Consider the following 15,014-nt stretch of genomic DNA (forward strand, 5'->3'; position numbering starts at 1 on the left):
ACGCGCAACGTTGTTGCCCTTTTCCTCACAGTGACGGTTCGCCGTCAGGATCGACCATGCCCACTTCCACCCGTTTGGCTGTGCCGTTTCGCCCTACCCTGCTCGCCCTTTGCTGCTCCCTGAGCCTCGCCGCTCACGCCGCAACTCCAGAAACCCCGCAGGATGCGAACAACAGTCAGGACGGCAAGGCGCTGGAATTGGGCGCCACCACCATCAGTGCCGACGCGCCTACGCCCAATGCCCTGCCCCCGGTGTACGCCGGCGGCCAGGTCGCCCGTGGCGGGCAACTGGGTGTGCTGGGCAACCAGGACATCATGGACGTGCCGTTCAGCATGTCTTCCTACACCGAAAAACTGATCCGCGACCAGCAGGCCGAAAACGTCGGCGACGTGCTGCTCAACGATTCGTCCGTGCGCCAGGCGTCGGGTTATGCGAACCAGGCCCAGGCCTTTGTGATTCGTGGCTTGCCGCTGAATGGCGACGACATTTCGTTCAACGGTTTGTACGGCATCCTGCCGCGCCAGATCATGTCCACCGACGCCCTGGAACGGGTTGAAGTGTTCAAGGGCCCCAACGCCTTTATCAACGGCGTGACGCCCGGCGGCTCCGGGATTGGCGGCGGTGTGAACCTGCAACCCAAACGCGCCGATGATGTGCCGTTGCGCCGTTTCAGCACCGACATCAGCAGTGATGGCCGGGTCGGCGAGCACCTGGACATCGGCCAGCGTTTTGGTGAAGACAACCGGTTTGGCGCGCGGGTGAATATTTCCCAGCGTGAAGGCGATACCGGGATTGATGACGAGAGCCAGCGCTCGAAGCTGTTTGCGGTTGGCCTGGATTATCGCGGTGACGCCCTGCGCTTGTCGGGGGATTTTGTCTACTCGAAACAGCAGATCAATGGCGGGCGCAACACCGTATTGCTCGGCCAGAACCTGACCCACATCCCCAACGCGCCGTCGGCCGACATCAACTACGCGCCGAGCTGGGGCACCAGCAGCCTGGAAGACACCTTCGGCATGCTGCGCGCCGAGTACGACCTGAACGACACCTGGACGGCCTACATCGCTGGCGGCGCCAAACACACCAACGAGATTGGCCGTTACTCGTCGGTCACCCTGAATGACACCCTGGGCAATGCCACCGTCAGCGGCTCGCGCATCGCCCACCAGGAAGACAACACCAGCCTGATGGCGGGCCTGAACGGCAAGTTCCAGACCGGCTCGGTCAGCCACAAGCTGAACCTCGGGCTGACCGGCATCTGGGCCCAGACGCGCAACGCCTATGACTTCGACTTCACCGGCCACGCCAGCAATATCTATAACCCGGTGGACGTTGCCGAGCCGGTCAAGGGCGGCTCGGTGGGCGGCGACCTGAACGACCCGGGTATCACCGCCAAGACCTTCGCCCGCAGTGCGGCGGTCTCGGATACCCTGGGCTTTATGGATGATCGCTTGCTGGTGACTGCCGGTTTGCGCCGCCAGGAACTGGTGGTTCAGGGCTTTGCCTACGGCACCGGCACTCGCACTGCCGACTACGACAAGTCGATCACTACACCGGTGTATGGCCTGGTGTTCAAGCCGTGGGACCATGTGTCGTTCTATGCCAACCATATTGAAGGGCTGGCACAGGGGCCTACCGCGCCTCAGACCGCCGGCACCGCCCCCATCAGCAACGCCGGGCAGGCCTACGCCCCGGCGCGCTCGAAACAGACCGAAGCCGGGGTCAAGGTCGACATGGGTACCTATGGCGCAACCCTGGGCGTGTATCGCATCGAGCAACCAACCGACGGTTACTCACAACTCAGCGCCGACGGGTTAAGCGCCACCTATGTTCGCCAGGGCGAGCAAGTCAACAAAGGCGTGGAGCTCAACGTCTTCGGCGAACCGATCGCCGGCCTTCGTTTGCTGGGCGGTGCAACCATCATCCACACCGAAGTCCACGGCACCCAGAACGGCGCCAACGACGGCAACCGCGCCATCGGCGTACCGACCTTCCAGTTGAATGCCGGCGTGGATTGGGATGTACCGGGACTGCAAGGGGTGACGGTTAACGGCCGCATGCTACGCACTGGCGGCCAATATGCCGACGCCGCCAACACCCTCAGCCTGCCCACCTGGAACCGCTTCGACGTGGGCGCGCGCTACACCTTCAAGGTGGATCAGCGTGACGTCACCCTCGGCGCCACCGTGGAGAACGTCGCCAATACCAAGTACTGGGAATCGGCACTCGGCGGCTACCTGACCCAAGGTGATCCGCGTGTGGCCAAGCTGTCGGCCAGCATCGACTTCTAACCCCAGCTCCTACAGAAAAGCAGATCTGTTTTCAGCCCTTTTGTTTGCCGGATATTGGACAGCCGCGTGCCAACTGCGTAGTTTTTCACCCACTGCGCACAAGGACCCCGGCATGTCCCCCGACCTCACTTCCATCGAGCTGTTCCTCAAGGCGGTCAAGCTGGGCAACCTGTCCCGGGCGGCCGAGCAATCCCATATCTCCCTCTCTGCCGCCAGCCGACGCCTGTCGCTGCTGGAGCAGCACTTCAAGGTCGCCCTGCTGACCCGCACTTCCACCGGCGTTTCACCGACGGCGGCCGGGGAGGTGTTGGCCCAGCATGCACAGTCGATCCTGCGGGCAGTGGACGGCATGCACGCGGACCTCGCCGACTACGCCAAGGGCGCCACCGGCCGGGTGTGCCTGTACGCCAACAGTTCAGCAATGAGCCAGGAACTGCCGCGCCAATTGACCCAGTGGAACACGTTGCACCCGGGCATCCGCCTGGACATTCGCGAGGAGCGCAGCCGGGAAATTCTCCAGGCGGTACGCGATGGCGTGGCGGATGTCGGCATTGTCACCACCCGGCACAGCGGTGAAGAACTGCGCTTTGAGCCCTACTGCCAGGACCGCCTGTGCCTGATCGTGCCCAACGACCATCCATTGAAAATGCGCCACGCGCGCTTTGAAGATTTGCTCGGCTATGACTTCGTTGGGCTGGAAGACAACGCCGCCATCACCCCGCTGATTACCGACGCCGCCGCCGCGATCGGCATGCCGTTGCGGCTACGGATGCAGGTGCGCAGTTTCGAAGCGGTGTGCCGCCTGATCGCCGCCGGCCAGGGCGTGGGCGTGTTGCCACAGGGCGCGGTGCAGATTTTCCGCAAGGAGATGGCCTTGCGCTTTATCGAAATCGACGACAGCTGGGCCGACCGGCAGATGTACCTGTGCATGCGCAAGGAACAGCCTTCACTGACCAGCCTGGCGCTGTTCGACTACCTCAGCGCCAACCCGGCATAACCCTTCGGCCTTCGAATTTCGCGAAGGCCGATTCCACAATTAGCAATTCCCCTGTTGCCGCAGCTGTGCCAAGAATGCCCCCGCCAGACCTTCCTATAAAAACAACACAGGAGACACGGCGTGTCCCAATCCCCCACCCGCTCCACCCACCGCATCGCCGTGATTCCCGGCGACGGCATCGGCCGCGAAGTGGTGCCCGAAGGCCTGCGGGTACTCGACGCCGTCAGCCGGCGCTTCGGTATTCACTTTCACTTCGACCACTTTGCCTGGTGCAGCGAGCACTACCTGGCCCACGGCACGATGATGCCCGACGACTGGGCCGAACAGATCGGCAGCCATGACGCGATCTTCTTCGGCGCCGTCGGCGCGCCAGACATCATTGCCGACCACACCGCTGTGTGGGAGTCGCTGCTGAAGATCCGCCGCCAGTTCGATCAATACGTGAATATCCGCCCGGTGCGCCTGATGCCCGGCGTGCCCTGCCCGCTGGCCGGCCGTGTACCGGGGGACATCGACTTCATCGTGGTGCGGGAAAACACCGAAGGCGAATATTCCAGCGTCGGTGGGCGCATGTGGGAAGGCACCTCGCGGGAAATCGCGGTGCAGGAATCGATCTTCTCCCGCGAAGGTGTGGACCGCGTGGTGGATTACGCTTTCAAACTGGCGCAACAACGGCCCCGGAAAAACCTGGTGGCGGCGACCAAATCCAACGGTATCTCGATCACCATGCCGTTCTGGGACGAGCGGGTGAACGAGATTGCACGGCGCTACCCGGACGTGAAAACCGCCAAGTTCCACATCGACATTCTGTGCGCGCACTTCGTGCAGCATCCCGACTGGTTCGATGTGGTGGTGGCGTCCAACCTGTTCGGCGACATCCTTTCCGACCTCGGCCCGGCGTGCACCGGCACCATCGGCATTGCGCCGTCGGCCAACCTCAATCCGGAGCGGCGCTACCCGTCGTTGTTTGAACCGGTGCACGGCTCGGCGCCGGACATTGCCGGGCTGGGCGTCGCCAATCCGATCGGGCAGATCTGGTCGGCCGCACTGATGATCGAGCACCTGGGTGACGGTGATCCGCTTTATCAGGAAGCCGCGGCGGCCATCGTGTCCGCCATCGAAACGGTGCTTGCCGAAGGCCCGCGCACCCGGGAAATGGGCGGCAGCGCCAGCACCGTCGAAGTGGGCCGCGCCATCGCCGAATGCGTCGCAGGGAACAGGAGCTGAACATGACCCACGCACATTACATCGCCAACCAATGGCGGGCGTCGACCTCGCTGGAAGACATTCCGGTGATCGACCCGAGCACCGGCGAAACCTATTCGAGCATTGCCCGTGGCACGGCCGCCGATATCGACGCGGCGATCAGCGCGGCGCGCCAGGCCCTCGGGGAAACCTTTGATGGACCGTGGGGCCAGTTGTCTGCCGTAGAGCGCAGCCGCCTGCTGGCCAAGCTCGGTGTGGCGGTGCTGGAACATCATGAAGAGCTGGCGCAGATCGAAGCGCGGGACACCGGCAAGGCATTGAAGGTCGCCCGCGCCGATGCCACCGCCCTTGCCCGCTATTTCGAATATTACGCGGGTGCCGCCGACAAGCTGCACGGCGAAACCCTGCCGTATCAGGCCGGCTACACGGTGCTGACGGTACGCGAGCCCCATGGCGTGACCGGGCATATCATCCCGTGGAATTACCCGATGCAGATTTTCGGGCGCAGCGTCGGCGCCTCCCTGGCGGCGGGCAATGCCTGTGTGGTCAAGCCGGCGGAAGATGCCAGTCTGTCGTTGCTGCGCCTGGCGGAAATTGCCACGGAGGTGGGCTTTCCGGCGGGCGCGATCAATGTGGTCACCGGTTATGGCTACGAAGCCGGCGCGGCGTTGTGCGCACACCCGGGCATCGATCACATCTCGTTCACCGGCTCCACTGTCACCGGCACGGCGGTGTCGAAAGCCGCCGCCGAACGCCACTGCCCGGTGACGCTGGAGCTGGGCGGCAAGTCGCCGCAACTGGTGTTTGCCGATGCCGACCTGGATGAAGCGCTGCCGGTGCTGGTGAATGCCATCGTGCAGAACTGCGGGCAAACCTGCTCCGCCGGCAGCCGCTTGCTGGTGGAGCGCAGCATTTACGAAACCCTGCTGGCGCGCCTCAGCCAGCGTTTTTCCGAGCTGCGCGCCGGGCCTTCAGCGCTGGACCTGGACATGGGCCCGCTGATCAACCAGAAGCAGCAACGCCAGGTGCGCGAGTTTATTCGCGAAGCCGAACAGGCCGGGATCACCGTCGCCGCGCGCGGCACGGTGGTGGCCGAGGCCGGCAGCGCCGGGTATTTCCAGGAGGCGGTGCTGTTCCGCGACGTACCGCCCGACAGTCGCCTGGCGCAACAGGAAGTCTTCGGCCCGGTACTCGCCGTAATGCCCTTCGACGATGAAGCCGACGCGATTCGCCTGGCCAACGGCACCGAATTCGGCCTGGTGGCCGGCGTGTGGACCCGCGACGGCGCACGCCAAATGCGCCTGGCCCGCAAGCTGCGCTGCGGCCAGGTGTTCATCAATAACTACGGGGCCGGTGGTGGCGTCGAACTGCCATTTGGTGGGGTAAAGGCCAGCGGTTATGGCCGGGAAAAGGGCTTCGAGGCGCTGCTGGGCTTTACCACCTTGAAGACCATTGCGATCAAACACGGTTGATTCCTCACAACAACAAGAACGGAGAACACACCATGCGTTTAGCCAATAAAGTTGCGATCGTCACCGGCGCCGGTTCGGGTTTTGGTGAGGGCATCGCCAAGACCTTTGCCCGCCAGGGCGCCAAGGTGATCGTCGCCGACATGAACGCGGTCGGCGGCCAGCGGGTGGTCAATGAAATCGCCGAAAGCGGCGGCCATGCGCATTTCATCGAGGTCAACGTGGCCAACGATGAAAGCATGGGCGCCCTGTTGCGCGGCACCCTGGAACAGTTCGGCGGCCTGGATATCGTCATCAACAACGCCGGCACCACCCACCGCAACCGGCCGATGCTGGAGGTCGACGAGGCCGAGTTCGACCGGGTGTTTGCGGTCAACGTCAAAAGCATCTTCCTGAGCGCCAGGCATTTTGTGCCGCACTTTCGCGGCCAGGGCGGCGGTGTGTTCGTCAACATTGCCTCGACGGCGGCGATCCGTCCGCGTCCGGGACTGGTCTGGTATAACGGCAGCAAGGGCGCAGTGGTGGTCATGAGCAAGACCATGGCGGCAGAGTTGGGGCCGGACAATATCCGCGTCAACTGCGTGAATCCGGTCGTCGGTGCCACGGCATTGCTCAGCGAATTCATGGGCGTGCCGGACACCCCGGAAAACCGCCAGAAGTTCATGGCAACCATTCCCCTGGGGCGCTTTTCCACCCCGCAAGATGTGGCCAACGCCTGCCTGTACCTGGCGTCGGACGAAGCGGCGTTCATCACCGGCACCTGCCTGGAAGTCGATGGCGGACGCTGCGTGTAACTCACTCTCACAGGGACCGGAATTGCTATGTGTGATCTTCATAATAAGAACGAGCCGAACACCAGACAATTGCTTGAAGGCCTGCCAAAGAACTGGGGTAAATGGGGACCGGACGACGAAGTCGGCGCCCTCAATTACCTGACTGAAGCCGAAGTACTGCGGGGCGTCGCCTCGGTGCGCCAGGGCAAGACCTTTACCCTGCAAGTGCAGATCGGCCATCCTGACGGCGACCCGATGTGGCCGGCGCGCAACCCGTCGATGCGCTTCAACACCCTGGACCACAGCCATTACCACTTCGGCAAACAGCCGCACATGACCGGCGGCGCGGCGTACTCCGACGACGTGATCTTCATGCAGCTGCAAGGCTCGACCCAGTACGACGCCCTCGGGCACGCCTGGTACGACAATCAACTGTGGAACGGCTACGACGCCAACACCACGGTCGGCGGCATGGCCAAGGCCAGTGTGCTGGCCATCGCCGAACGGGGCGTGGTGGGTCGCGCCGTGCTGATCGACATGGCCCGGTATCGCGGCAAGAAGTGCCTGGGCCGTGGCGAAACCTTCAACCACCTGGACTTGCTCGACGCCGCCAAGGCCCAAGGCGTGACCATTGAGAAGCGCGACATCCTGATCATCCGCACCGGCTCCATGGGTGCGTTTTATGAACTGGGCAAAACCGAGTTCTTCAAGGACCTGATGGAGCCGGGGCTGACTTACAGCCGGGAGCTGGTGGAGTGGTTCCACGAGATGGAAATCCCCAACCTGGTGACCGACACCATCGCCAACGAAGTGATCACCGACCCGGTGTCCGGGGTGCAGATTCCGCTGCATTGCGCGCTGATGCGCAACCTGGGGATCGCCTTCACCGAAATCGTGCTGCTGGAGGAACTGGCCGCCGATTGCGCGGACGACGGCCAATGGAAGTTCCTCTACACCGCCGCCCCGTTAAAGATTGTCGGGGGCAGTGGCGCGCCGGTGAACCCGGTGGTGATCAAGTAACCCGAGGATCAGACCTGACCTTTGTCCCATAGCCGGACTAACTCTCCAGGTGCCAACTCTTCAGGCACCTGGAGCATCAACCGGTCATCGCGATCATCCTGGCGAAAGCGCACTTCGATTTGGTAGAAGCGCTGGTCGCCCCTTCCCGACTCAACCGAGGCCAGTGGCAGGCAACCGTTGAGCAACGTGCAGATCTGTTCGCGCTCATCCAGATTGCACTGGGCAAACTCGATCTCGCGGGGCCGGCTCAACATCGCTGTTACCCCGCCTTGGCGGGACAGACGCACCGTGGCATCGCTGCCCAGGGGTGGTAGCTGTTTCATCGCATTCTCCTCATCCCGGGCTCACACCCACACCGGCCCAGGCTTTCTCCACCGCCTTGGCCTGGGTGGCGCCGAAACGCTCACGGGCATGCGCGACGGTCAAGGTGGCAAAGCCTTGGAAGTCCGCATCATTATCGAGTTGTTTATCGCAGAGGGTGTCATACCAGACTTGCCCTGCCTGCTCCCAGGCCGCCCCGCCCAAGGCCGTCGCTGCGAGGTAAAACGCACGGTTGGGGATCCCGGAGTTCAAGTGCACGCCGCCATTGTCATCCTGAGTGACGACGAAGTCCCGCATATGCGCCGGCTGCGGGTCCTTGCCCAGTACCGGGTCGTCATAGGCGGTGCCGGGATGGGACATGGAGCGCAGGCCTTTGCCATGGACCTTGTCGGTCAGCAAATCCGCGCCGATGAGCCAGTCCGCCTGCTCGGCCGTGTGCTTGAGCGCGTATTGCCGGGTAAGGACGCCGAACACGTCGGAGATTGATTCGTTGAGCGCCCCGGACTGGTTGCGGTAAACCAGGCCGGCTTCGCTCTCGATGATGCCGTGGGTCAGTTCGTGGGCGACCACGTCCAGGGACCGGGTAAAGCGCTGGAACACCTCACCATCGCCGTCGCCGAAGACCATTTGCGCACCATTCCAGAAGGCGTTGTCATAGCCTTCGCCATAATGCACGGTGCCGGTCAGTGCGAAACCGCGATTATCGATGGAGTCGCGCCCGTAAACCTGCCAGAAAAAATCATGGGTCGCGCCCAAGGCATCGTAAGCCTCATCCACCGCCGCATCGCCGCTGGCCCGCTGCCCTTCTGCGCGTACCAGGTCACCCGGGAGCACCGTCAGGTGGCCGGCGTCGTAGACATTGCGTTGCAACGCGCCGGTAACGGGCGCCGCCGAAGCCTGGCCAGGCTTGCCTGGATTGGGCAGTAACTGGCGAACGTGGGTCAGGGTATTCAGGGCTCGCGAGCGCTGCCAATCTGAACCGTGGTCGATCAGCCGATGGAGAATGTAGGGCGGGATAAATCCCGGGCACGAACCTGGACTGGGCATGGGCGTTCTCCTTGTCAGATAGCTGTCTGTCTTGTTGTGATGCGGTTTTGCCCCCGAGGTTCGATTGGATCGGGTGGCGAATTTGCGTATCGCCGACTCGCCACTAGACTCAGGACTCCTCTTACATGGAAGTCCACTCAATGAATGTCATTCGCCCTCTTCGCCAGGCCATTGCCCTGGCAATCCTGTTATCCGCCGGTGCCCTGACGGCACATGCCGCCGATATCCCGCTGTCCAAGTCGCTGGAAGCCGATGAGGTGACCACCAAGGTGCTCAAAGTGGATGCCGCCAGCCATCAGGTGGTGCTCCAGGGCGCTGAAGGCCGCGAGGTGCATGTGCAGCTCAGCGACCAGGCCAAGGACCTGGGCAACCTCAAGGTTGGCGATCAGGTCAAGGTGCTGGTGACCCATTCGGTCGCAGCCGTACTGGACACCGACATCGACAAAGGCGCGCCCGACGCCACCGAGAAAGCCGGCGTGCTGCGCGCCACGGCGGATAACCCGAACCCGGGCGGTGCTGCCTTCCGCCAGGTGCAGGTGCAACTGAAGATCACCCACATCGACTTGAAGAAAAACCAGGTGACCCTGGAAAACCCGGCGGGCCTGAGCAAAGTGCTGACCGTGGAAAAACCGGAAATCCGCGCCGGCCTCAAAGACCTCAAGGTCGGCCAGAGCGTGTTGGTGACCTACACCGACACCCTGGAAATCAGCACTGCCCACGAAGGCTGACGGCAGCGCAGGCCCTTCAGCTCAAGGCTGATGGGCCTGCGCCAAATAGTCTTCGATGTTGTTCATCTGATCGTCCCAGCCTCGGGAGTTCTTCTTGTAGGCTTTTTGGCGGCGAGCTTCCGGGATTGCGTCAAACCCTGATTCCACCACCCGCAACAAAATGCCTTCGGCGTGATCCTCAAGGGTGAACTCCACCAGCGTGGGGGTTTCCGTGTCGTAGTCCACATCCTTGTCTACGGCGTAGGGATGCCAACTGAAAGAGAACCGCGTTTGCGGCTCAAGGCGCTCGATTGTCGCCTTCCACACCACATGCTCGTAACCGGGGTAGGTGATCTGGGCTTCAATGGCCCGACCCGGTGCGAACTGCTTGCCCTTGAGGGCGATGCCAAACCAGCTGCCGAATTGCTCGGCGTCGGTCAGTGCTTCCCAGACGCGTTGACGTGGAGCGTTGAGCAGGACTTTACGTTTGATTTCATTTGATTCGTGCATGAGACACCTCCTGTATTGACAGTAGGCGACATCGACCAATGCGCAACCTTTGAGAAGGGATAGGGCATGACTCGCGTCATGCCCCATGGCCTTAAACGTGGGGATCACCCGGTGCCTTGCTGGGGGTCGCGTATTGCGGCTTCAAGTGGCCTTCCTGATCGAGCAACCAGGCATCCATGATCTGGCGCACCACCGGGCCGGCCACACGGCCACCGGCCTCGCCGTTTTCGATCATGACTGAAATCACGATCCGTGGGTGCTCCGCCGGGGCGAAGCCGACGAACAAGGCGTTGTCGCGGTTGCGCTCCAGGGTTTTCAAGCGGTTGTAGCGCTCACCCTGCTTGATCGCCACCACCTGGGCGGTACCACTCTTGCCGGCAATCCGGTATTGCGCACCGGCTGCCGCTGCCCGGGCGATACCACGTGGGTCGTGCATAACCAGCTGCATACCGTGGTTGACCTGTTCCCAATCGCGCGGGTCTTTGAGGACGACATTGGGCATCGGGTTTTCATCCACTGGCGCCACGCCATTGATGGTCTTGGCCAGGTGTGGTCGGTTCCACACGCCTTTGTTGGCGATCAGCGCAGTGGCCTGGGCCAGTTGCAACGGGGTGACCTGCATGTAGCCCTGGCCGATGCCGAGGATCACGGTTTCACCCGGGAACCACGGTTGGCGCCGCGTCGCACGCTTCCAGGCCTGGGATGGCATCAAGCCGGCTGACTCTTCGAACATGTCCAGGGAGACTTTCTGGCCGAGGCCGAACTCGGCCAGGTAGTCGTGCAGGCGATCGATGCCCAGCTTATGAGCCAGGTCGTAGAAGTAGGTGTCGTTGGAGCGCATGATTGCCGCGTCCATGTCCACCCAGCCGTCGCCGCTGTGGTTCCAGTTACGGTATTTGTGGTCGAAGTCCGGGAGTTGGTAGTAGCCGGGGTCGAACACGCGGGTCTGGGCGGTGACCACGCCGCTGTCGAGGCCGGCGATGGCCACTTCCGGCTTGATCGTCGAACCCGGCGCATAGAGCCCGCGCAGCACACGGTTGAACAACGGCCGGTCGAGGGAATCGTGAAGCGCAGCGTATTCCTTGAAGCTGATGCCGGTGACGAACAGGTTCGGGTCAAAGCTCGGCTTGCTGACCATCGCCAGGACTTCGCCGGTTGCCGGGTCCAGGGCCACCACCGAGCCGCGCCGATCGCCCAAGGCCTCTTCGGCGGCTTCCTGGAGTTTGACGTCCAGGCTCAGCACGATGTTTTTGCCGGGGATCGGGTCGGTGTGCTTGAGCACGCGCAGCACCCGGCCCTGGGCGTTGGTCTCGACTTCTTCATAGCCGACGTGGCCATGCAGCTCCGACTCGTAGAAACGCTCGATACCGGTTTTGCCGATGGACTGCGTGCCCCGGTACTCCACCGAGTCGAGGGCCTTGGATTCTTTTTCGTTGATCCGGCCCACGTAACCAATGGAGTGGGCAAAGTGCGCACCCAGCGGGTAATGGCGGACGAATTGCGGCTCGACGTCCACGCCCGGCAGGCGGAATTCGTTGACGGCCAGCACGGCGATCTGTTCTTCGGTCAACTCGTAAAACAGCGTGACGGGCACGAAGGGATGACGCGCCTGTTTGAGCGCTTTGTCGAATACACCGCGGTCTTCAGCGGGCAGATGCAGGAGGCTGACGATAGCGTCCAGTTCTCCCTTGAGGTCGGTCGTGCGCTCGCGAGTGATCGTCAGGTTGTAGCTGGGACGGTTGTCGGCAAGTACTACGCCGTTGCGGTCATAGATCAGGCCGCGCGTCGGTGTAATCGGCAGGACATGGACGCGGTTGTTTTCCGAAATCGTGGAGTGATAGTCGTACTGCACCACCTGCAGAAAGTACATCCGGCCTACCAGGGCGCAGGTGATGCCGATCACCAGCAGTGCGCAGGCCAGCAGCCGCTTGTTGACCAGGCGGTTTTCTTTTTCGTGATCCTTGATGGGTATCGGTTCAGGCATTTCTACAGCATCTCGTTGAATAAGGTCGACGCCGCATCCTGCGGAGGAAAATCAGTCCCTGTGAAAATGTGCTGCACCATACCAAAAATGCAGAAACACTTTGCATCGATTTCCCTGAACGGCGTGCATATGGGGCTGTTCATGCACTTTGGTTTGGGCCGGCGACCTTATTCATGCGTTTTTATGCTGAGAAATCAGCTCAAGACCGACTTGGGTTCCAGGAAGGCTTCCAGGCCGAATGTGCCGTACTCGCGGCCAATACCCGATTGCTTGAAACCACCAAACGGTGCCAGTGGCTCATGGGCCAGCGTGTTGATCAGGACGCGGCCAGCGTCGATGTGGCTGGCCAGCCTGCGGGCGCGTTCGGGGTTTGATGACAGGATGTACGCCTGGAGGCCGTAGGGCGTGTCGTTGGCGATGGCCAGGGCTTCGTCCTCGGTTACGTAGGTAATAATCGATAATACGGGGCCGAAAATCTCCTCGCGGGCGATGGTCATTTGGTTGTTCACGCGGCTGAATACAGTGGGTCTTACGAACCAGCCGGCGTTGATACCTTCTGGCAAACCGGGACCTCCCGCCAATAGATAAGCGCCCTCCTCAATCCCGATCTGGATGTAGCGCTGCACCCGCTCCCATTGTTTATGACTGACCATGGGGCCGACGGCGGTAACTGGATCATGAGGATCGCCGGCTCGTACGTTGGCCACCTCCTCGATCATCAGCGCTTCGACTTCAGCCAGGCGATTTTCAGGTACCAGGATTCGGGTGCCGGCAATGCACGCCTGGCCGCTGTTCATGAAGCCGGCCTGAAGCGCCATGGGCACGGCGGTCTTGAGGTCCGCATCATCGAGAATCAGCACCGGTGATTTGCCGCCCAGTTCCAGGGTGATTCGTTTCAGGGTGTCGGCGCCGGCACGCAGGATCGTTTTGCCGACAGCGGTCGAGCCAGTGAAAGAGACTTTTGCAATGTCTGGATGGGTGCTCAGCACCGCGCCTACGGTTTCGCCACGGCCGGTGACGATGTTGAACACGCCGGGAGGCAAACCCGCTTCATGAAGCGCACGGGTGACAATAGAAGTCTGGATGGCGCTCATCTCACTGGGTTTGATCACCGCGGTACAGCCGGCGGCCAACGCTGCAGCGAGCTTGCCGCAGATGAAACCGGCATTGCTGTTCCAGGGCGTGATCAATCCGGCCACGCCCAGCGGTTGCATGACCACCTCGGCGATGCCAATGCGTCGGGAGAAGTTGTAGTTCTCCAGTACCGAAGCGGCATCCTTCAGGACGCTGGCGGCATGCCTGGCCATCCATCGCGCACGGGAAACCGGCGCACCGTACTCTTCGATGATTGCCTGGGTGAGCTCGTCCTCAATCGATTCAACGGCGGCGTGCATGCGTTGGAGATAGCCGATGCGTACAGCTTTAGCGCTTTGGGAAAACTCGGCAAAAGCCTGCTTGGCAGCAGCGATGGCAACCTGGGCGTCCTGTTCATTTGCCAATCGAACCTGGCCAATACGCTGGCCTTTAGCGGGGTTGAACAGGTCAAAAAGCTCTTCGCCGTGGGGTGTCACAAAGGCGCCGTTGATGTAAATCTGGTTGATGTGTTGCATAGGTCCTCCGGGACGCTGAGCTAGTGCGTCCTACGGTAAGTCACTATGATTGAGCTGATAAGCCGTACAAATCGGCATGAGTTAATGAGTGATTCAGGACAATGAACACATCCGGGCTGAATGAACTGGAAGCCGTACTGGCCGTGGCCAGGCATCGCAGCTTTCGCGCGGCGGCGACTGAGTTGAATGTGTCGACGTCAGCGCTGAGCCACTCTATCGCAGGGCTTGAAGCGCGAATGGGGGTGAGGCTGTTCAACCGCACGACGCGCAGTGTGTCGTTATCTGAAGTGGGGGCAGAGTTTGTCGAGACGATTACCCCGGCACTGTTGAGCATCCGCACGGCTTTGGAACAGGCGGGAAATCGCAGCGCGGAACCGAGCGGGACCTTGCGCCTGAATACCTCGGCGGGTGCTGCAAAGCAGGTGATGCCACTGCTGCTGGATTACCTGCGACGTTATCCTCGGATGAAGTTGGATATCGTCACTGAAGGGCGCCTGGTGGATATCGTAGCGCAGGGATTTGATGCGGGGATTCGACTGGGGGATACCGTTCCTCAAGACATGATCGCGATTGATATCAGCCCTGCCCAGCGTTTTGCGGTATTGGGCAGCCCGGACTATTTTGCCAGCCACCCAATGCCCCTCAGCCCCATGGATTTGCGTGCTCATGCGTGTATTCGCAGCCGAATGCCCAGCGGGGCAATCTATCACTGGGAGTTTGAGCGTCATGGCGAGGCGATCGCTGTAGAGGTGCAGGGGGCTTTGACCCTGGATAACCCGACTCTGATGCTTGAGGCTGCCAGGGCGGGGCTGGGATTGACCTATCTTACGGAATGGAATGCGGCCGCTGATTTAGCGAAAGGGACGCTAGTACGCGTGCTGGAGGACTGGACGCCGTCTTTTGACTGCTTGCGTCTCTATTATCCGGGTCGGCGCCATGTTCCGGCGGGGTTAAGGGCACTGATTGAGCTGATCAGGGAGCAAGGGTTTTAAACGGGGAGGCGGAATTTATAGGCGCGGGGGCATCTGTTGGCCCGTGTAATCGTTGAAGTCTTTCGCGAGCAAGCTCGCTTCTTTTCA

13 protein-coding genes are annotated in these 15,014 nt (G+C 61.7%); 8 read left to right on the plus strand and 5 right to left on the minus strand.

The features are described 5' to 3' along the window. Positions 1-56 precede the first annotated feature (56 nt). The 6 genes from HKK54_RS33425 to HKK54_RS33450 all read left to right on the plus strand — a co-directional run bounded on the left by HKK54_RS33425 (position 57) and on the right by HKK54_RS33450 (position 7,756). Positions 57-2,291, plus strand: a complete 2,235-nt coding sequence (locus tag HKK54_RS33425) for a TonB-dependent receptor (RefSeq protein ID WP_169389220.1) — start codon at positions 57-59, stop codon at positions 2,289-2,291. Between the two features lie 112 nt (positions 2,292-2,403). Continuing rightward, positions 2,404-3,288, plus strand: a complete 885-nt coding sequence (locus HKK54_RS33430; protein WP_169389221.1) for a LysR family transcriptional regulator — start codon at positions 2,404-2,406, stop codon at positions 3,286-3,288. A 120-nt stretch (positions 3,289-3,408) separates the two neighbouring features. Then, on the plus strand, positions 3,409-4,515 hold the full coding sequence (locus tag HKK54_RS33435; protein ID WP_169389222.1) for a tartrate dehydrogenase: 1,107 nt from the start codon (positions 3,409-3,411) through the stop codon (positions 4,513-4,515). A gap of 2 nt (positions 4,516-4,517) precedes the next feature. After that, positions 4,518-5,966: an aldehyde dehydrogenase family protein gene (locus HKK54_RS33440; RefSeq protein ID WP_169389223.1), complete on the plus strand. Its 1,449-nt coding sequence runs from the start codon at positions 4,518-4,520 to the stop codon at positions 5,964-5,966. Positions 5,967-5,998: 32 nt separating this feature from the next. Next, positions 5,999-6,757 (plus strand): SDR family oxidoreductase, encoded by a 759-nt coding sequence (locus HKK54_RS33445; RefSeq protein WP_010166615.1) that lies wholly within the window; start codon positions 5,999-6,001, stop codon positions 6,755-6,757. Between the two features lie 27 nt (positions 6,758-6,784). Continuing rightward, entirely contained in the window at positions 6,785-7,756 is a 972-nt protein-coding gene (locus tag HKK54_RS33450) for a cyclase family protein (protein ID WP_010166613.1), read from the plus strand. A gap of 8 nt (positions 7,757-7,764) precedes the next feature. Here the strand turns inward: HKK54_RS33450 and HKK54_RS33455 are convergent, their stop codons facing one another. Beyond that, a complete protein-coding gene (locus HKK54_RS33455; RefSeq protein ID WP_169389224.1) occupies positions 7,765-8,079 on the minus strand; it encodes a protealysin inhibitor emfourin in 315 nt (104 codons plus the stop codon). Between the two features lie 10 nt (positions 8,080-8,089). Further along, positions 8,090-9,124 (minus strand): M4 family metallopeptidase, encoded by a 1,035-nt coding sequence (locus HKK54_RS33460; protein WP_169389225.1) that lies wholly within the window; start codon positions 9,122-9,124, stop codon positions 8,090-8,092. Positions 9,125-9,264: 140 nt separating this feature from the next. Between HKK54_RS33460 and HKK54_RS33465 the strand changes: the two genes are divergently transcribed. Then, entirely contained in the window at positions 9,265-9,852 is a 588-nt protein-coding gene (locus HKK54_RS33465) for a hypothetical protein (protein WP_010166606.1), read from the plus strand. A gap of 21 nt (positions 9,853-9,873) precedes the next feature. Here HKK54_RS33465 and HKK54_RS33470 read toward each other — a convergent pair whose 3' ends face one another. From HKK54_RS33470 to HKK54_RS33480, 3 genes are all read right to left on the minus strand, one after another. Then, complete coding sequence (locus HKK54_RS33470) at positions 9,874-10,341, minus strand: SRPBCC family protein (protein WP_169389226.1); 468 nt, start codon at positions 10,339-10,341, stop codon at positions 9,874-9,876. A 91-nt stretch (positions 10,342-10,432) separates the two neighbouring features. Then, entirely contained in the window at positions 10,433-12,325 is a 1,893-nt protein-coding gene (mrdA, locus tag HKK54_RS33475; protein WP_010166602.1) for a penicillin-binding protein 2, read from the minus strand. 194 nt (positions 12,326-12,519) lie between these two features. Then, positions 12,520-13,935 carry an aldehyde dehydrogenase family protein gene (locus HKK54_RS33480; RefSeq protein WP_010166600.1) on the minus strand — a complete coding sequence of 472 codons (1,416 nt, stop codon included), beginning with the start codon at positions 13,933-13,935 and terminating at the stop codon, positions 12,520-12,522. A gap of 101 nt (positions 13,936-14,036) precedes the next feature. Here HKK54_RS33480 and HKK54_RS33485 point away from each other — a divergent pair, with 101 nt between their 5' ends. Continuing rightward, complete coding sequence (locus HKK54_RS33485) at positions 14,037-14,927, plus strand: LysR family transcriptional regulator (RefSeq protein WP_010166598.1); 891 nt, start codon at positions 14,037-14,039, stop codon at positions 14,925-14,927. The last annotated feature ends 87 nt before the right edge of the window (positions 14,928-15,014 follow it).

Origin of the sequence: Pseudomonas sp. ADAK13 (genome assembly GCF_012935715.1) — a bacterium.
In the GTDB taxonomy this organism is placed as follows: Bacteria; Pseudomonadota; Gammaproteobacteria; order Pseudomonadales; family Pseudomonadaceae; genus Aquipseudomonas.

Coding starts and splice junctions, on each gene's coding strand:
- HKK54_RS33425 (WP_169389220.1), top strand. CDS start 57: ATGCCCACTTCCACCCGTTTGGCTGTGCCGTTTCGCCCTACCCTGCTC.
- HKK54_RS33430 (WP_169389221.1), top strand. CDS start 2,404: ATGTCCCCCGACCTCACTTCCATCGAGCTGTTCCTCAAGGCGGTCAAG.
- HKK54_RS33440 (WP_169389223.1), top strand. CDS start 4,518: ATGACCCACGCACATTACATCGCCAACCAATGGCGGGCGTCGACCTCG.
- HKK54_RS33445 (WP_010166615.1), top strand. CDS start 5,999: ATGCGTTTAGCCAATAAAGTTGCGATCGTCACCGGCGCCGGTTCGGGT.
- HKK54_RS33450 (WP_010166613.1), top strand. CDS start 6,785: ATGTGTGATCTTCATAATAAGAACGAGCCGAACACCAGACAATTGCTT.
- HKK54_RS33455 (WP_169389224.1), bottom strand. CDS start 8,079: ATGAAACAGCTACCACCCCTGGGCAGCGATGCCACGGTGCGTCTGTCC.
- HKK54_RS33460 (WP_169389225.1), bottom strand. CDS start 9,124: ATGCCCAGTCCAGGTTCGTGCCCGGGATTTATCCCGCCCTACATTCTC.
- HKK54_RS33465 (WP_010166606.1), top strand. CDS start 9,265: ATGAATGTCATTCGCCCTCTTCGCCAGGCCATTGCCCTGGCAATCCTG.
- HKK54_RS33470 (WP_169389226.1), bottom strand. CDS start 10,341: ATGCACGAATCAAATGAAATCAAACGTAAAGTCCTGCTCAACGCTCCA.
- mrdA (WP_010166602.1), bottom strand. CDS start 12,325: ATGCCTGAACCGATACCCATCAAGGATCACGAAAAAGAAAACCGCCTG.
- HKK54_RS33480 (WP_010166600.1), bottom strand. CDS start 13,935: ATGCAACACATCAACCAGATTTACATCAACGGCGCCTTTGTGACACCC.
- HKK54_RS33485 (WP_010166598.1), top strand. CDS start 14,037: ATGAACACATCCGGGCTGAATGAACTGGAAGCCGTACTGGCCGTGGCC.